The organism is Roseateles sp. P5_E4 (assembly GCF_054049255.1).
In genome coordinates, this window is sequence record NZ_JBFUMS010000005.1 from 121,421 (window position 1) to 139,672 (window position 18,252).

General features: G+C 69.3%; 11 protein-coding genes. 8 read left to right on the forward strand and 3 right to left on the reverse strand.

The annotated features are described in order from the left end of the window. Position 1: 1 nt before the first annotated feature. Positions 2-2,749, reverse strand: a complete 2,748-nt coding sequence (locus tag ACXJLH_RS11685; RefSeq protein WP_457444206.1) for a TonB-dependent receptor — start codon at positions 2,747-2,749, stop codon at positions 2-4. Positions 2,750-2,967: 218 nt separating this feature from the next. Between ACXJLH_RS11685 and ACXJLH_RS11690 the strand changes: the two genes are divergently transcribed. The 6 genes from ACXJLH_RS11690 to ACXJLH_RS11715 all read left to right on the forward strand — a co-directional run bounded on the left by ACXJLH_RS11690 (position 2,968) and on the right by ACXJLH_RS11715 (position 12,494). Then, entirely contained in the window at positions 2,968-4,896 is a 1,929-nt protein-coding gene (locus ACXJLH_RS11690; RefSeq protein ID WP_457444208.1) for a glycoside hydrolase family 3 protein, read from the forward strand. A 31-nt stretch (positions 4,897-4,927) separates the two neighbouring features. After that, positions 4,928-5,950, forward strand: a complete 1,023-nt coding sequence (locus ACXJLH_RS11695; RefSeq protein WP_457444209.1) for a LacI family DNA-binding transcriptional regulator — start codon at positions 4,928-4,930, stop codon at positions 5,948-5,950. A gap of 36 nt (positions 5,951-5,986) precedes the next feature. Then, a complete protein-coding gene (locus ACXJLH_RS11700) occupies positions 5,987-7,273 on the forward strand; it encodes a tryptophan--tRNA ligase (protein WP_457444211.1) in 1,287 nt (428 codons plus the stop codon). 1 nt (position 7,274) lies between these two features. Continuing rightward, the gene (locus tag ACXJLH_RS11705; RefSeq protein WP_056200637.1) at positions 7,275-7,859 is read left to right on the forward strand and encodes an ECF-type sigma factor; all 585 of its coding nucleotides are present in this window, start codon (positions 7,275-7,277) and stop codon (positions 7,857-7,859) included. Next, a complete protein-coding gene (locus ACXJLH_RS11710; protein ID WP_457444212.1) occupies positions 7,859-10,669 on the forward strand; it encodes a serine/threonine-protein kinase in 2,811 nt (936 codons plus the stop codon). Before ACXJLH_RS11705 ends, ACXJLH_RS11710 begins: the two co-directional genes overlap by 1 nt. 124 nt (positions 10,670-10,793) lie before the next feature. After that, complete coding sequence (locus tag ACXJLH_RS11715; protein ID WP_056200646.1) at positions 10,794-12,494, forward strand: AMP-binding protein; 1,701 nt, start codon at positions 10,794-10,796, stop codon at positions 12,492-12,494. Between the two features lie 48 nt (positions 12,495-12,542). Here ACXJLH_RS11715 and ACXJLH_RS11720 read toward each other — a convergent pair whose 3' ends face one another. Together ACXJLH_RS11720 and ACXJLH_RS11725 are read right to left on the reverse strand one after the other, a co-directional pair. Continuing rightward, the gene (locus tag ACXJLH_RS11720; RefSeq protein WP_457444214.1) at positions 12,543-14,153 is read right to left on the reverse strand and encodes an outer membrane protein assembly factor BamB family protein; all 1,611 of its coding nucleotides are present in this window, start codon (positions 14,151-14,153) and stop codon (positions 12,543-12,545) included. Between the two features lie 185 nt (positions 14,154-14,338). Beyond that, positions 14,339-15,244 (reverse strand): LysR family transcriptional regulator, encoded by a 906-nt coding sequence (locus tag ACXJLH_RS11725; protein ID WP_457352245.1) that lies wholly within the window; start codon positions 15,242-15,244, stop codon positions 14,339-14,341. A 158-nt stretch (positions 15,245-15,402) separates the two neighbouring features. Between ACXJLH_RS11725 and ACXJLH_RS11730 the strand changes: the two genes are divergently transcribed. Both ACXJLH_RS11730 and ACXJLH_RS11735 read left to right on the forward strand, forming a co-directional pair. Then, the gene (locus ACXJLH_RS11730; RefSeq protein WP_457444217.1) at positions 15,403-17,583 is read left to right on the forward strand and encodes a malate synthase G; all 2,181 of its coding nucleotides are present in this window, start codon (positions 15,403-15,405) and stop codon (positions 17,581-17,583) included. A gap of 55 nt (positions 17,584-17,638) precedes the next feature. Further along, positions 17,639-18,142: a hypothetical protein gene (locus tag ACXJLH_RS11735; protein WP_457389857.1), complete on the forward strand. Its 504-nt coding sequence runs from the start codon at positions 17,639-17,641 to the stop codon at positions 18,140-18,142. Positions 18,143-18,252 lie beyond the last annotated feature (110 nt).

Sequence of the window (18,252 nt, forward strand, 5' to 3'; positions counted from 1 at the left end):
ATCAGAACTTGTACGTGCCGCCGATCAGGAACTGGCGGCCATAGGACGTGTATCGCTCGGGCAAGGTGGCGTTGGGATCGGCGGAACCGGTGGAGACACCGACGCGGGTGCGATAGGGCTCGTCACGCAGATTGTTGACCTGCAGCGTCAGCGACAGACCTTTAAAGAGGCCCGATTCGAACGCGTAGCCGATCTGCGCGTCGATGATGGTTTCACTGGAGATCATGCTCGGCACGTTCTCGCCAAAGGTGCCGCGCACCGTCGTCACGAAGGGCGAGCGATGGCGGCTGCCGATGCGCGCCGAGATACCGTCGCGTTCGTAATAGACGGTGAAGTTGGTCGCCTTGCCCGACAGACCATCCAAAGGTTTGCTGACGTCATTGCCCTCGTGCAGCGAGCTGCGCGTGTCCGAGTAGCTCAGGCTCACGCCGATGCCGTCCAGCGCCGAGCTGATCAGGCCGCCGTCCAGCGAGCCACTCAGCTCGGTGCCGGCGATCATCCCGCCGCCGCCGTTGGACTGGGTAGTCAACGTGCCGATGTTGCTGTAGGGCGTGAAGGCCGTCGGGTTGGGAAAGCCGGTGAAGTCGAAGTCGATGGACTGCGAGTAGACGAAGTTCTTGATGTTCTTGTGGAAGACCGCGGCCGCCACATAGCTGCGCTTGCTGAAGTAGTGCTCCACGGACAGGTCCACCGCGTCGGCGCGCCAGGGCTCCAGCTTGGGGTTGCCGCCATTGGCCGACCACAGATGCGGCTCGGTCGTGCTGACGCTGATGCCCGCGAAGCCGGCGCGCATGTCCTCCATGTTCGGCCGCGCCAGCACCTTGGCCAGGCCGAAGCGCACGATGGTGTTGGCCGTCACGTCGGCGGCGATGTTGAGGCTGGGCAGGGTGTCGGTGTAGCTGGTGCCGCCGGTGGCAGGTTCGGTCGCGTTGGTCTTGCCGTTCCAGAACAAGCCGTCGCTCCACTGCTTGGCATGCACGACGCGCAGGCCCAAGCTGCCGTGGATGGGCACGCCCCAGTCGAACTCGAAGCCGAGCTTGGCGTGGGCGGCCGTGACCTTCTCGTGCACCTGCCAGATACGGCCCGGTGCCTGGTCGGCCGAGGTGGGCACCACGTCGTACAAGCTCAGAGCGCTCGGCAGGTCGAAATTGACCATGCGGATATTGCTGCCGGCAAAGCCCAGGTCTGTCGGCGAGCGCAGCAGCGCGGACGGAATCAGCATCGGCGCGCGGCCGTTCTTGAGGTTGTAGTTCACCTCGGTGCGGTTCATGTCCTTGTCGCGCTCGGAGTAGTCCAGCCCACCCTCGATGTTGCTGAGCCAGCTGTCGAAGTTGCGGCCCGCCGTCAGCTTGAGCGCCTTGATCTGGTCGCGCACCTTGGGGAACTGGCTGCGGCCGTCGCGGCCCCAGTTGGCGGGGTCGGTCAGGTAGACGCTCTTACCGTCGCCGTAGTCGAAGGTCGGCGCGAAGGTGGAGCGACCGTCGCCGGTGACGATGTTGGCCTGCCCCAGGCTGACACGGCTCAGCGAGCCCGCCTGCACTTCCGCGTTCTGCTCGTCGCGCTTGGCCTTGGACCAGCTCAGGTCCCCCACCAGCTTCCAGTCAGCCAGCTTCAGCTCGTTGTTCCAGCCGATGGCGCGGATGTCGTCCTGGCGCTTGTTGAAAGTCGTCAGCGCCACCGGCGTGGTGTTGTTGACGATGCCGCTGGTGACGATCTTGTCGCCGTTGACCACCGTCGTCTGCGCATTGCTCCAGGTCGCACCCGACCAGGTCGACATGTCGGACATCACCGTGCGGCGCGCCTCGGTCTGGTCGAACTTGGAGTAGTAGAGGTCCAGCGTGCTGTGGAAATCGGCATTGGGCTTGTACTCGAGCACGCCCATCAGGCCGTCACGCTTCTGGCGCGACGAGGCGGCACCCAGCTCGAAGCCCTGCAGCGCGACGGCGTCCGTGGGCACGCCGGGCAGTGGTGCGCCCCAGTTGTTGGTGTTGGCCCACCACCAGCTCTTGTAGTGCTTTTCCTGGTTGGGCGAGTCCAGGTGCGCAAAGCCGACGGCCGCGCCCCAGGTGCGGTCGGCCGACTGCGTCACATACGAGGCGCTCAGGCGGTTGCCGGTGCCGGAGATCTCGGGGTTCAGCGAGCCGTTGGAGTTGCGTTCCACGCGAGCGCCGACGACACCGCGCGAGGTCGCGAAGTCCAGTGGGCGCAGCGTCTTCATGTTGACCGTGCCCGACAGGCCTTGCGCCGACAGGCTGGCGTCCGGCGTCTTGTAGACCGTGGCGGCGTTGATCAGCTCCGACGGGAACTGGTCGTACTCCACCGAGCGGTTGTCGCCCGTGGAGACGATCTCGCGGCCGTTCAGCAGCGTCACGCCATAGCGCGGCGCCATGCCGCGGATGCTGATGACGGACGAGCGCCCGGCCACGCGCTGAGCCGTCAGGCCGGGCAGGCGCGAGATCGCGTCGGCGATGGACACGTCGGGCAGCTTGCCGATGTCCTCGGCCGAGACGGACTCGACGATGGCATCGGCATTGCGCTTGGTGCTGATCGAGGATTCCAGGCTGGCGCGAAAGCCGGTGACCGTCACGGTGTCGAGCTTCTGCTCGCCCGCCGGCGCGGTCTGGGCCAGTGCCAGCGCCGATGCGCCCAGCAGGCCGACGCAGACGGCAATGGGCGTGAGGCGATTGCGCCGCTGGGGCGAAGTTGGGGCGATGGTGCGCACTGCCGCACGCTGAGCTTGCTTGAGCATTTCTTTCGTCTCCTGGTTCGTCTTGTTCGCTGCTCGGCCGGCTTTTTGGGTGGCGATGCCTCCGCGCTCCTTGGCGGTGTCGGCATCAAAATTGGAACCGGTTCCAAACACGGCGCAAATCTAATGCGCCACAGTCGGGGCTGTCAATCTCGTCGGCCCGGGGGTTGACGTTTTTTTGCTTCACCCACTACCGTCGCGCTCCCAACGGACACTCCACGATGACTCGCTCAACCGCACTTCTCGCTGCCCTGCTTGCCCTGGCGACCATGGCCGGCGCGGCCGAAACCGATGCCGTCGTGCAGGCCTGGCCGGCGCGCAAGCCCGCGCGCGATACGGCGCTGGAGGCGCGTGTCGAAGCCGCGCTGAAGACCTTGACGCTGCGCCAGAAGATCGGCCAGATGACCCAGCCCGAGATCCGCGCGATCACGCCGGAGCAGGTGCGCGAGTACGCCATCGGCACCATCCTGAACGGCGGCGGCGGCTGGCCGGGGCAGGACCGCGCGGCCACGCCAGCGCAGTGGCGCGAGCTGTCGGAGAAGTTCAAGGCTGCGGCCCTGCAGGCGACGCCGGGCATCCCGCTGATCTGGGGCACCGACGCCGTGCACGGCCACAACAATGTGCGCGGCGCGACCCTCTTCCCGCACAACATCGCGCTGGGTGCGACGCGTGATGCCGACCTCGTTCGCGACATCGGCCGCGCCACCGCGCGGGCCATCCGCGCCTCGGGCTTGCACTGGGCATTCGCGCCCACGCTGGCCGTTGTGCAGGACGTGCGCTGGGGCCGCACCTACGAGAGCTTCGGTGCCGACCCGGCCCTGGTGAGGCGCCTGGGTCAGGCCTCCGTCGAAGGCCTTCAAGACGGCATGAAGGAGGGCCGCGGCGTGCTGGCGACTGCCAAGCACTACGTCGGCGATGGCGGCACGCGCCGCGGCATCGACCAGGGCGTGACGCAGGCTTCGCCGGCCGATCTCGCCAATGTGCACGGCGCGGGCTACCTGGGTGCGCTGGACGCCGGCGTGCTGACCGTCATGACCTCCTTCAGCAGCTGGACCGACAGCGCTGGCTACGTCGAGCACGGCAAGATGCATGGCAACGCCGTGCTGATGACCGGCGTGCTGAAAGACCGCCTGGCCTTCGACGGCCTCATCGTCAGCGACTGGGACGGCGTCGGCCAGGTGCCCGGCTGCACGCCCGAGGACTGCCCGGCCGCCATCAACGCCGGCATCGACGTCGTCATGGTGCCCTTCCACTGGAAGGCCTTCTTCGACAACACCCTGCGGGCTGCCGAGCAGGGCAGGATCCCGATGGCCCGCATCGACGACGCAGTGCGCCGCATCCTGCGCGTGAAGTTCAGCATCGGCATGCAGCCGGCCGTGCCCGCCACGGTCGAGGCGATGCAGGCGCCCGAGCTGGCGCGCCGCGCGGTGCGCGAGTCGCTGGTGCTGCTGAAGAACAAGCCGGGCCTGCTGCCGCTCAAGGGCACGGCCCGCGTGCTCGTTGTCGGTACCGCGGCCGACAGTCTGGCCCACCAGAGCGGCGGCTGGAGCGTGACCTGGCAGGGCCGTGACACGACGAATGTCGACTACCCGCAAGGCACCTCGCTGCTGGCGGCATTGCGGCAGCGCCTGGGTGCCGCGCAGGTCACCTTCGACGCTGACGGCAGCAAGAGCGACCCGAAGAACTTCGATGCCGTCGTCGCCGTGCTCGCCGAGACGCCCTATGCCGAGGGCGAAGGCGATGTGCGTATCACCGAAAACCTTCGCTTCAGCCGTCGCCATCCCAAGGACGCGGAAGTGCTGCAGCGCGTGACCGGCCGCGGGGCGCCGGTAGTCACGCTGCTGTACTCCGGCCGCCCGCTTTACGTGAGCGACCTGGCCAACAAGAGCGACGCCTTCATCGCCGCCTGGCAGCCGGGCACCGAGGGCGCGGGGCTGACCGACGTGCTCATCGCGCCGGCCGACGGCAAGCCCTGGCCGAGCTTCACCGGGCGTCTGTCCTTCCCATGGCCTGCAGGCCCCTGCCAATTCAGCAGCCACGAAGCCAGGTCCTGGTGGCCGGTCGGGGGCGGCCTGAGTGGCAAGGAAACCCAGGCAAATACCAAGCCCCTGCCCGAGCCGGCAGACCCCGCCCCGATCTGCCCCCTGTGATTCAATCCGCCCCAACAAAAGCAGAGGGCGAATGGCAACGATCAAGGACGTAGCGCGGCTGGCAGGTGTGGGCGTGGGCACCGCCTCGCGCGTCATCAGCGGAAACGGTTCCGTCGCGCCAGCCACGGCCGAGCGCGTGCGCAAAGTCATTGCCCAGCTGAAGTTCCGGCCCTCGCACACCGCGCGTTCGCTGGGCGCGGGCACGTCCAAGCTGATCGGCGTCTACATCCCCTTCCTGCGCGGCACCTACTACACGCCCATCCTGCGCGCCATCGACCTGGTGTTGCGCGCGCAAGGGCTGCATATGGTGGTGGCCTTCGGCGAGGGCATCGAGGACGAACGCGTCGAGACCAACGATGGCATGCGCTTCCTGCTGGACCGCGATTGCGACGGCCTCATCGTGCTGTCCAACGCGCTGCAGGACGAAGACCTCAAGGCCCTCGGCCCGGCGGCGCGCCAGGTCGTCGTGCTGAACCGCCATTTCGACCGCATCAAGGACCAATGCTTCACGGCCGACCACGTGCAGGGCGGCGTTCAGGCGGCCCGCGCGCTGCTGCAGCACAAGCACAAGGACATCGCCGTCGTCTCGGGCCCGACCACCTCGCCCGACAACGTGGCGCGCCTGAATGGCTTCATGGGCGAGCTGGCGCTGCGCGGGCTGGACACGTCCAAGATCCTGACCGTGCCCGGCGACTTTTCCAATCAGGCCGGCTGGGATGCGGCAGAGGTGCTGCTCAAGCAAAAGCGCCTGCCCTCTGCCGTGTTCTGCGCCAATGATGAGATGGCCATCGGCCTGCTGGCGCATTTCCAGGAACGCAGCGTGTCGGTGCCGCACGAGGTTTCGGTGCTGGGCTATGACGACTCTCCCAGCGCCGAATTCGCGGCGCCACGCCTCACATCGGTGCACATCCCGAGCCACGAGGTCACGCTGGCCGGCCTGCACTGGCTGCTGAACCGCTGCTACGGGCAGGAGCTGCCCATCTCGCGGCAGTTCGACATCACCGTCACCTGGCGCGCCTCCGTAGCAGCACCCCCTTCGCGCAAACGAAGCTGAGGCCACAATCCGGTTTGGTTACTTTTCACCAAACCCATGCTCGCCCAACGCGTCCTGACCGGCATCACCACCACCGGCACCCTGCATCTCGGCAATTACGTCGGCGCCATCCGCCCGGCCATTGAGGCCAGCCGCGCGCCAGGCGTGGAGAGCTTCTTCTTCATGGCCGACTTCCACGCGCTGATCAAGTGCGACGAGCCGGACCGCCTGGCCCATTCCAGCCGCGCCATTGCCGCGACCTGGCTGGCCGCCGGCCTCGACCCCGAACGCGTTACCTTCTACCGCCAGAGCGACGTGCCCGAGATCCCCGAGCTGACCTGGCTGCTGACCTGCGTGACGGCCAAGGGCCAGATGAACCGGGCCCATGCCTACAAGGCTGCCGTGGACGCGGCCGTGGCTGCCGGCGAGGAGCCCGATGCCAACGTCAGCATGGGCCTGTTCAGCTACCCGGTGCTGATGGCGGCCGACATCCTGATGTTCAACGCGCACAAGGTGCCGGTCGGCAAGGACCAGATCCAGCACATCGAGATGGCGCGCGACGTGGCCCAGCGCTTCAATCACCTGTTTGGCCGGGGCAAGGAGCTGTTCACTGCCCCAGAGGCCGTGACCGATGCCGAGATGGAGCTGCTGCCGGGGCTGGACGGCCGCAAGATGAGCAAGAGCTATGACAACGTCATCCCGCTCTTCGAAGGCGGCAGCGCGGCGCTGAAGGACGCGGTGGCGCGCATCGTCACCGACTCCAAGCTGCCCGGCGAGCCCAAGGACCCGCAGGGCCAGGCCCTGGTCACCATCTACGATGCCTTCGCGACGACCGAGCAGCGCGCCGCCTTCCGCGCGGCCCTGCGCGGCGGCCTGGGCTGGGGCGAGGCCAAGCAGCAGCTCGTGAACCTGATCGAAGGCCAGATCGGCCCGATGCGCGAGCGCTATGCCCACCTGATGGCCCACCCCGAGCAGCTCGAAGCCACGCTGCAGGCGGGCGCCGCCAAGGCCCGCGCCATCGCGGTTCCCTTCCTGAAGCAATTGCGCGAGGCCTGCGGCCTGCGGCCCTACACGTCCACCGCGACGACGGCCGCCGTCAAGACCGAGAAGGCTGCGCTGCCCGTCTTCAAGCAATACCGCGAGGCGGACGGCAAGTTCTACTTCAAGCTGCTGTCGGCGGGTGGCGAGCTGCTGCTGCAGAGCAGTGGCTTCGAACAGGGCCGCGATGCCGGCCAATGGGTCGCCCGGCTGAAGCGCGAAGGTCTTGTGGCCGATGCGCCGGTGCAGCGCGAAGCCAGCGACGCCGTCATCACGGCCGCCCTCGCCGCTTTCCAGGAAGATTGACGTGGCCGACATCACCGAACTGCTGATCGGCACTTCGCGTGGTGACGCGGCGTCCCTGCAGCAGCTCTACGCCCTGCTCTACCCCGAGATCAAGCGCGTCGCCCGCATCCGCCTGGCGCAGAGCGGCCCGAGCGGCAGGTCGGCCGGCCTGAACACCACCGCCCTGGTGCACGAGGGCTTTCTGCGCATGGCCGACCAGCAGGGCCTGCAGGGCGAGACGCGTGGCCAGTTCTTCGCCTACGTCGGCCGGGTGCTGCGCTCCGTCGTCATCGACCACCTGCGCACCGAAGGCCGCGACAAGCGCGGCGGCGACGCCGTCATGGTCACGCTGTCCGCGGCCGACGACGTGGCCGCCGTGCAGAGCACGGCCGTCGACATGCTCGGCCTGGACCAGGCGCTGGAGCGCATGAAGGCCCTGGACAACGGCCTGTACGAGCTGATCGAGATGGTGGGCTTCGCCGGCCTGTCCATCGCCGAGGTCGCGGCGGTGCGGGGCCTGTCCACGCGCAGCATCAATCGCGAATTGCTGAAGGCGCGCGCCCTGCTGCAGGAGCTGCTCGGCGACCCGCCGAATTCGGTGTACTGATGAACTCGGGCTTGCAGTCCTCGGACTGGCAGCAGCTGTCGGCGCTGTTCGACGAGCTCGCCGAGCTGCCCGCCGCGGCACGGGCCGAGCGCCTGGCTGCGTTGCAGCCGCCCGAACTGGCTGCGCGGCTGTCGCGCATGCTGGCGTCCCTGCCCGAGGACGAAGACACGGACGCCACCGTCCTCGTCGACATGCCGGGCTACAACACCCGCCTGGTCGCCGCGCTGAGCGAGCCGACGCTCTCCACCACCACACCTGCCCGCACCGGCGACCGCCTGGGCTCCTGGTGCCTGGCCGAACCCCTCGGCGAGGGCGGCATGGGCCAGGTCTGGCGGGCCGAGCGGGCCGATGGCCTCTACCAGGGCGAGGCCGCCATCAAGCTGCTGCGCGGCGACCGCGCCGGCCCTGGCCTGACTGCCCGTTTCGCCCGCGAGCGCGCCCTGCTCGGCCGGCTGACCCACCCGGGCATCGCCCGCATGCTGGACGCCGGCGAGCAGGACGGCCGCGCCTACCTCGTGCTGGAGTACGTGGTGGGCCGCACGCTGTCCGAGCACGTGCGCGCACACAACCTTGGCCTGGTGGCGCGCGTGAAGCTGCTGCTGGAGGTGGCGCGCGCCGTCGAACATGCCCATGCCCAGCTCATCTTGCACCGCGACCTCAAGCCCGGCAACGTCATGGTGGACGAGCAGGGCAATGCCAAGCTGCTGGACTTCGGCATCGCCGGCCTGCTCGACGACTCCGGCCGTCAGTCCGACCATCAGCTGACGCAGATCACCGGCCGGCGCCTGACGCCGGCCTACGCGGCGCCCGAGCAGATCACCGGCGAGGCCGTGGGCGTGGCCAGCGACATCTATTCGCTGGGCGTGATGCTCTACGAACTGGCCAGCGGCGACCTGCCTTTCGGCAAGCGCGGCCTGGGCCGCACGGCTCTGGAGCATGCCGTGCTGCACGGCCAGGCCCAGCGCATCACCCGTTCCACGCGCACGACCGGCTCGGCCGACAGCGCCGGCGATGAGGCCGGCCCCGGCCGCCCCCTCGATGCGGACCGGGCGGCGGGCGACCTGGAGGCCGTCGCCGCCAAGGCCTTGCGCAAGAACCCGGCCGAACGCTATACCAGCGTCGGCAACTTCATCGACGACCTCGAGCATTGGCTGGCCCAGCGCCCGGTCAGCGTGCGTGCCGAGGACTGGCAGCATCGCGTGCGCCTCTGGCTGCGCCGCAATGCCGCGCTGGCGGTCGGTGCCACGCTGGTGTTCGCGGCCCTCAGCCTGGGCCTGGCCGTCAGCCTCTGGCAGCGGCACGAGGCCCAGGCCGCAGCGCGCGAGTCCGAGCAGGTCACGGGTTATCTGGCAGAGCTGCTCGGCGCGGCCAGCCCCGACCAGAACGGCGGCCGCCAGCCCACCGTGGTGGAACTGCTGGACCGCAAGCGCCAGGAGCTGGCCACGCGCTTCAACGACCAGCCCGAGGTCAAGGACCGTGTCTTCGACACGCTGGTCAAGACCTATTTCGCGCTGCAGCGCTTCGACGTCGCGGCGCCGTTGGCTGAAGCGCGCCTGGCCCACGCCCGCCAGGCCTTCGGTGAGAACGACCCGCGCACCGAGGACGCCGCCGTCTCTCTGGCCGGCCTGCACACCGCCGTCGCCGGCGGCCAGCCTGTCATCGACCTGCTGGAGCCCCTGCTGCCCCGCTGGGACAGCCGCTACGGGCCGCTGAGCGAGAAATCCCACGGCCTGCGCCTGCACCTGCTGACGGCCTACGGCCGCCTGGGCCGCTTCGCCGATGCCGAGCGCGAACTGGCGCTGGCCAAGCGCTCCAACGACGCGATCTATGCCAAGAACCCCTTCGAGCATGCGCGCTTCGCGACCTACGAGAACGTGCTCTATGTCTACGAGGGCCGGCTGCGCGAGGCCGAGCGCTCGCTCGAGGCGGCCAAGCCGTTCTGGAACCCGCGGGAGGCCGAGCGCATCCGCCCGGCCCTGGTGCTGGAGCGCAACCTGGCCTTCGTGCGCTGGCGGATGGCGCGCGAGAGCGCAACCGACGCCACGGCGCGCAGCGATGACCTGATCCGCCGCTGGGACGCCATCGCGCGCCCCGGCAACCACGCCAGCACGCTGATGCGCCAGCTGCTGGCCGTCTACCTGCAGCAACTCGGCGAGTTCGGCGCGGCCCTGGCCCAGCTGGAGAAGGCCCAGGCCGAGACCGAGGCCGCCGGCGCCGACGACGCCGTGACCGGCCTGCTGCGCCGCACCCAGTTGCTGGAGGCCCGCGTGCTGGCCGCCGGCCGCGCCGACGCGGCCAGCCTGCGCGCCGCCGCCCAGGCCCTCGCCGGGCTGGATGCCGCGCCGCTGATCGGTGACGTGCGCCGCGCCGATGGCCTGCTGACGCTCTCGCGCATTGCCATCGCGCCCGGCGCCGGCGAGGCTGGCCAGGCGCTGGCGCGCGATGTCGAGCACCGCCTGAACACGCTGCGTCCGCTGCTCGCCGAGTCCCGCAATCTGGCCAGCCGCATCGATCTCTTCAAGAGCCGCCTGGCCGGCACGCCGGCGGCCTCGCTGGCGGGCACGCGCATCCGCGTGGCCTACTTCGACGGCCTGCCCGAACCTCAGGGCCTGCCCGAGTGGGCTGCCCGCCTGCAGCTGGCCTGCGCGCTGCGCGCGGCCGGCGAGCCCTGGCAGGAGGCGCTGACGCGCGCCGAAGCCTCGCGCCCGACCAATCTCGCCGAGCTGACGCCTGCGCCGCATCCGCTGACCGAGGTGGCCGCACAACTCGCGGCAGGCACGGCCGCCGCCGATTGCGACTGGCGTTTCTAGAGCCATGCCTCTAGGCACTGTGGGTAGCGCGTCACGCCGCAGGGTGTTTACCCGGGGGAAGGGCCGCTTTACAGGCGGTTAACTTTGCGGCTCCCGAAAAGAATCCCCCCGAGGAGACACGCCCATGGCCACCATCGCCGCCGACCAGCTCGCCCTGCAACGCCTGTATCACTGGGAGCGCACCGCCGGCAGCACCGTCACGCTGACGCAGCCGATGGGCGGGCCCGAGGTCCTCGACTTCACCTGGGCCCAGGTCAGCGACCAAGTGCGCCGCATGGCCGCTTTCCTCAAGGCCAAGGGCGCCGCCGAGGGCTGGCCAGCCGACGCCAAGGTGGCGATGCTGTCCAAGAACTGCGCCTGGTGGCTGATGACCGACCTCGCCATCTGGATGGCCGGTTATGTCTCCGTGCCGCTGTACCCGACGCTGGCGGCCGACACCATCACGCAGATCCTCACGCACAGCGAGGCGCGCTTCATCTTCATCGGCAAGCTCGACGGCTGGGAAGGCATGAAGCCGGGCGTGCTGCCGAGCCTGCCCGGCGCCAGCTACGCGCTGTCGCCCGACGACGTGAAGAAGAACTATGAGGGCTGGGACGCCATCTGCGCCCGCACCGAGCCGCTCAAGGGTGAAGTCACGCGCGGCGCCGACGAGCTCTGCACCTTGATCTACACCTCGGGCACGACGGGCAACCCCAAGGGCGTCATGCACAACTTCGGCGCCTTCGCCTGGGCCATCGGCGCGGGCCTGGACCGCTTCCCGATGAGCGCCAGCGACCGCATGATGTCCTACCTGCCGCTGGCCCACGTGGCCGAGCGCGTGCTCGTCGAGCACAGCTGGCTGAAGGTCGGGCTCAAGGTGTTCTTCGCCGAATCGCTGGACACCTTCACCGCCGACCTGCAGCGCGCGCGGCCCACCATCTTCTTCAGCGTGCCGCGCCTTTGGGTCAAGTTCCAGCAGGGCGTGCAGGCCAAGATGCCGCCGCAGAAGATGAACAAGCTGCTGCGCCTGCCCATCATCGGCGGCCTGGTGCGCAAGAAGGTGCTCAAGGCCCTGGGCCTGGACCAGTGCCGCATCGCCGTCGGCGGCGCGGCACCCATGCCCGTGGCGCTGCTGGAGTGGTACGAGACCATCGGCCTGCACATCAACGAGGGCTATGGCATGACCGAGAACCTGGCGCTGTCGCACATGACGATGCCGGGCAAGAACCAGCGCGGCACCGTCGGCCCGGCCTATGGCGGCGTGCAGACCCGCATCGATCCCGCCAACGGCGAGCTGCAGATGCGCAGCCCGGCGCTGATGATGGGCTACTTCAAGGAGCCGGGCCTGACCGCCGACGCGCTGACCGCCGATGGTTGGCTGCACACCGGCGACAAGGTGACCCAGGACGGCGACGGCTGCGTGCGCATCACCGGCCGCGTGAAGGACCTGTTCAAGACCAGCAAGGGCAAGTACGTCGCCCCGGCGCCCATCGAGGACAGGCTGGGCATGAACCCCAACATCGAGGCCTGCTGCGTCGCGGGGGCCAACATGGGCCAGCCGCTGGGCATCGCCATGCTGTCACCGCAGGGCCTGCAACGCGCCAGCTCCGAGGCCGAACGCACGGCGCTGATGGCCGAGCTGAGCAAGCACCTGGACGACGTCAACGCCCGTCTGGACCCGCACGAACAGCTCGACACCCTGGTGCTGATCAAGACGCCCTGGACGGTGGACAACGGCTTCATCACGCCGACCTTCAAGGTCAAGCGCAACCGCATCGAGGAGGCCTATGCGGGCAAGTTCGATGCGTGGGTGGGCAAGCGCGCCAAGGTGTCGTTTGGGGACTGAGCGCGCAGGCCCGCCGCTGAGGCAGCTGGCCTGCGCGAGTGCCGCGCCTCAATCCGGCAACGAGAACGCGTACAGCTTGCTGTTCGGCGTGCCGAAGCCGAAGTTGCTGTAGCCCGAGCCCCAGTAGAGCGTGCCGTCGGCGATGGCCGCGCCCGAAAGGCAGGAACCGCCGCTTGGATAGCTCCACAGAATGGCGCCGTTCGCGCCGTTGAGCGCGTACATGCGGCCGCTGGCGTCCAGCGAGCAGGCGTAGACAACGCCATTGGCCGTCGTCACCGGGCCCGAGGGGCCGCCGCCGATACCGCCCGGCGGCAGCGGGTCGAGCGTCTGCCACAGCATCGCACCGGTGGCCGCGTCGAGGCCGAACCAGGCGCCTCGCGTCGTCGGCGCGCTGGCGCCTGTCGGCATCCACGGCACCCCGTTGCTGTTGGCGTTGGCCGTGTAGATGCGCGTGCCGTCCGTCGCCGAACCCCACTGCAGGCCGCCCGCCGTGCCCCCTGGGCCGGCCTGGGTGACCCAGGCCACGGCGCCGGTGTCGGGGTTCAGCGCCCAGTACTGGCCGCTCTTCTGCCCGAGGCCCAGCAGCTCCACCGGCTTGCCCTTGCCGGCCTTGGACTTGAACAGCGCCGGCGCCTGGCCAAAGTCGTAGTCCGGGCCTGCCGGCGACGGGCAGTTGTCGCCGTCGCCGAAGAAGGGGATGCAATCCACCGTCCAGGCGTCATAGGGGATGGCACGGGTCGCCCAGCGCACGGCCCCCGTCTTCATGTCGAGGGCGAGGACGCTGTCGAAATAATCGTTCGCCGGCAGGCAGGCGGCCTTGGCCACCGGATCGGCACCTGCGGCCGCCACGCAGGCCAGCACGGGCGGCGGCACCGAGTAGTTGTTGCCGGTGGCGATGTAGACCGCGCCGCGCGAGGTATCGACGGCAGGCGAGCTGCCCCAGACGGCGTTGCCGGTGTAGCCGGCCGGCGCGAGCGTCGTCCGCCAGCGGATGGCGCCGGTTTTCAGGTCCAGGGCCAGCATGCTGCCGCGAAAGGACAGCTGGTAGCCCGGCACGAAGGCGGCAAGGGCCTCCTCCTGCGACGCGACGCCAACGAAGACCTGGTCGCCATGGATGGTGGCCGACTGCGTGATGATGGCCGCGAAATGCGGATCCGCCTGGGTGCTCCAGGCCAGCGCCCCGGTGTCCTTGTCGAAGGCCAACACCCGGCCGCCAGGGCCGCCGCCCGCCAGGATGGAACCCTGGGTGCCGATGACCACCTTGCCGCCGCCCAGAGCCGGCGTGGCGCGGGCCTTGTCGCGGGGAATGCCCGTTACCGAAGGCAGGTAGACGGCCCAGCGCACGCTGCCATTGCTGCGGTTGACCGCATAGAGATAGCCAGCCCAGTCGGGTACATAGACCGTATCGCCATCGACGGCCGGCGTGGCCGAGACGTCGCCCGCCGTGGTCAGCGCCCATTTGACGGCCAGCTGGTTGACATTGCCGACGCCCAGCTTGTGCTCCGACGCCTGGCTGCGTGTGTTCTCGCGGTCGCCCCCCGCACTGCTCCATTCACTGCCCTGCGCCGCTGCTGCCACCAGCGGCAGGGCCAGCGCCACTGCCGCAAGGAGGGTGCGCGTCGGCGCGGTCGGCTCTCGAAAACAGATCGTCTTCTTCATGGAAGTTCTCCGTTCCTTGTTTGCGATGCCCGATGAACGGGCCGTGGAACGGGTGGGCATCGCGCAACCCGCCACAGCAGACGCTTGGCGCCACGCGGCGACAAGGCGAAAGGGCATCAGAGGACGCTGCAGCGGGGCAGGCATCGGGGCATACCCGTCGCCGTCCTCTGGGTTGAGGACGATCGCTAGCTGCGCCAGTAATCGGCCCGCCCGTAATGCGCGCGCAGATGCTCCACCCACAGCCTTGTCCTCAGCGGCAGGTGGCGTGACTGCGGGAACACGGCGTAGATGCCGTTGGGCGGCGCCGCAAAGGTGTCCAGCACGCTGACGAGGCGCCCTGCCGCGAGGTCGGCCTCGACCTCCCAGGTGCTGCGCCAGGCCAGGCCCATGCCGTCCACGCACCAGTCGTGCAACACCTGGCCATCGCTGCAGTCGAGGCGGCCAACCGGCCGTAGGTGCTGAACGGCGCCGTCGATCTGGAAGGCCCAGCCGCGCACCTGGCTGGCCTCGGAGCTCAACGTCAGGCAGGCATGGCGGCCGAGCTCATCGGGGTGCTTCGGCGTGCCGGCGCGCTTCAGATAGCCGGGAGCGGCCACGCACAGCCGCCGGTTGTCGGCCAGCCGCGTGCTGACCAGGCTGGAGTCCGGCAGGTCACCCACACGTACGGCACAGTCGAAGCCCTCGTGGACGATGTCGATGACGCGGTCGCTGAGGTTGAGCGACAGGCTGAGGTCGCCATGCTCGGCGAGAAAGCCCGGCACCAGCGGCGCAACATGCCTGCGGCCGAAGCCGGCAGGCGCCGTCACGCGCAGATGGCCACTGGCCTTGAGGCCGCCGGCACTGACGGCAGCTTCCGCATCGGCCAGCGAGGCGATCAGGCGCTGGCAGTCCTCCAGGAAGGCCTGGCCCTCGGACGTCAGCGTCAGCCGCCGCGTCGTACGCAGCATCAGCTTGACGCCCAGGCGCGCCTCCAGCGCGTCCAGCCGCCGGCCCATGACGGCAGGCGCGACGCCCTCGGCCTGGGCCGCCGCCGTCAAGCTGCCCTTGCCCGCGACGAGGACGAAGGACTCCATCTGCTTGAGCTTGTCCATGCCCCGGATTGTGCTGGGCGACAGACGCAAAGGCAGCGGTTTCATGAAGGATCTTTGCGTTTTTGTCACAGATGAATGGCGTGCTCCGCAGCGAATCCCGACACGCGACGCAGCTAGATTGGCGACATTCGTTGTTGCCTTCTCGCAGGAGTCCCGCCATGCCTCGCACCACCCTCCACCGCCTGCAGGTCGATGCCGACCTGGCCCGCTTCATCGACACCGAGGTGCTGCCCGGCACCGGCGTTTCGGCTGACGCCTTCTGGGCCGGCTTCAGCCGGATCGCCCATGAGCTGGCACCGATGAACCGCGCGCTGCTGGCCGAGCGCGACCGACTCCAGGCCGAGCTGGATGCCTGGCACGAGGCCCATCCCGGCCCCATCACCGACATGCCGGCCTACCGCGGCTTCCTGCAGCGCATCGGCTACCTCGTCGAGCCGCCCGCCCAGGTGCAGGCGACCACCGCCAACGTCGATGCCGAGCTGGCCCTGCAAGCCGGCCCCCAGCTCGTCGTGCCCATCCTGAACGCCCGCTATGCGCTGAACGCGGCCAACGCGCGCTGGGGCTCGCTGTACGACGCGCTCTACGGCACCGACGCCATCTCCGAGGCCGACGGGGCCACGCGCGACGGTGGCTACAACCCGGTGCGCGGCGCCAGGGTCATTGCCTTCGCCCGCCAGGTGCTGGACCAGGCCGCACCGTTGGCCGAAGGCTCGCACAGCCAGGCGGTGGCCTACCGCATCGAGGGCGACCAGCTCTCCGTCACGCTGGCCTCGGGCGACGTGACCGGCCTGGCCAACGCGGCCACCTTCGCCGGCTACCAGGGCGCCCCTGATGCGCCCAGCAGCGTGCTGCTGGTGCACCATGGCCTGCACCTGGATGTGCGCATCGACCGCAGCACGCCCATCGGCAAGACCGACCCGGCCGGCATCGCCGACGTGGTGCTGGAGTCCGCGCTGTCCACCATCCTCGACCTGGAGGACTCGGTCGCCGCCGTCGACGCCGAGGACAAGCTGCTGGCCTATCGCAACTGGCTGGGCATCCAGCTGGGCACGCTGACCGAGGAAGTGGCCAAGGGCGGCAAGAGCTTCACACGCCGCCTCAACGCCGACCGCGTCTACACGGCACCCGGCGGCGGCACGCTGACGCTGCATGGCCGCTCGCTGATGTTCGTGCGCAATGTCGGCCACCTGATGACCAACCCGGCCATCCTGCTGGGAGGTGACCAAGAGGGCAACGAGATCCCCGAGGGCATCATGGACGCTGTCGTCACGACGACCATCGCGATGCACGATCTGCGCCGCCGCGGCAACAGCCGCACGGGCAGCGTCTACATCGTCAAGCCCAAGATGCACGGCCCGGCCGAGGTGGCCTTCGCCGCCGAGCTGTTCAGCCGCGTCGAGCAACTGCTCGGCCTGCCCGACAGCACGGTCAAGCTGGGCATCATGGACGAGGAGCGCCGCACCTCCGTCAACCTCAAGGCCTGCATCGCCGCAGCCGCCAGCCGCGTCGCCTTCATCAACACCGGCTTCCTGGACCGCACCGGCGACGAGATGCACACCGCTATGCGCGCCGGCCCGATGCTGCGCAAGGGCGACATGAAGACGTCCAGCTGGATCCAGGCCTATGAACGCAGCAATGTGTTGACCGGCCTGGCCTGCGGCTTGCGCGGCCGCGCCCAGATCGGCAAGGGCATGTGGGCCATGCCCGATCTGATGGCCGCCATGCTGGAGCAGAAGGTCGGCCACCCCAAGGCCGGCGCCAACACGGCCTGGGTGCCGTCCCCCACCGCCGCGACGCTGCATGCGCTGCACTACCACCAGGTCAGCGTTAGCGCCGTGCAGCAGGAGCTGGAAAAGGTCGACTTGGCCGCCGAACGCGAGGGCATCCTGAACGCGCTGCTGACCATCCCCGTCGCCGCCAAGGCCGACTGGACGCCCGAGCAGCGACAGCAGGAGCTGGACAACAACGTGCAGGGCATCCTCGGCTATGTGGTGCGCTGGGTCGACCAGGGCGTGGGCTGCTCCAAGGTGCCCGACATCAACGGCATCGGCCTGATGGAAGACCGCGCGACGCTGCGCATCTCCAGCCAGCACATCGCCAACTGGCTACGCCATGGCATCGTGTCGGCCGAACAGGTGCGCGAGACCTTCACCCGCATGGCCAAGGTGGTGGACGGTCAGAACGCCGGCGACCCGGCCTACCAGCCTCTGGCCGCCAACCCGCAGGGCGCAGCCATGCAGGCGGCGCTGGACCTGGTCTTCAAGGGCGAGGCCCAGCCCAGCGGCTACACCGAGCCGCTGCTGCATGCCTGGCGCTTGAAGGTGAAGGCGGCGCACTGAGCGCAACGGCAGTTGCCCGGTCCTGTTCGGCACGGGCAACTGCTAGGCTTGCCCCATGCGCACCATCACCTTGATTGCCCTTTCCCTCGCTGCCCTGCCGGCCCTGGCGCAGGACGGCCTGCAGCGCTGCCGCGCGATGACGGATAGCGCCGCCCGGCTGGCTTGCTATGACACGCTGGCCGACGCAGCCCGCGTGCCGGCACCACCGGCCAGGCCCGCCGCGCCGGCCGCGGTGGCGCAGACCGCAGCGCCGGTCACAGCCATGGCTACCACGGCGGCACCGGCCCGCACGGGCGAGACCACCTTCGGCCTGCCTGAATCCAAGCGCCCCGAGGCGGTGGAGTCGGTCGAGAGTTCGGTCGGCCCGCGCTTCGACGGCTGGGGCCCCAACTCGCGCATCCGCCTCGCCAACGGCCAGGTCTGGCAGGTCGTCGACGGCAGCTCCGTCGCGCTGCCGGAAGGCCCGCGCAAGGTGAGCGTGAAGCGCGGTGCGCTGTCGTCCTTCTACCTCGACATCGAAGGCCTGAAGACTTCGCCGCGCGTTCGTCGCGTCGAATAGCCGCGCCGCGTATTCGGGCCGAGCGCCGGGCCGCTCCCAAGCCGGCCCGCCTGAGGTTGCCCGCGGGTCAATGCCACGGGCAGCCTCGTCCCCACGGGGGACCGGCTGGG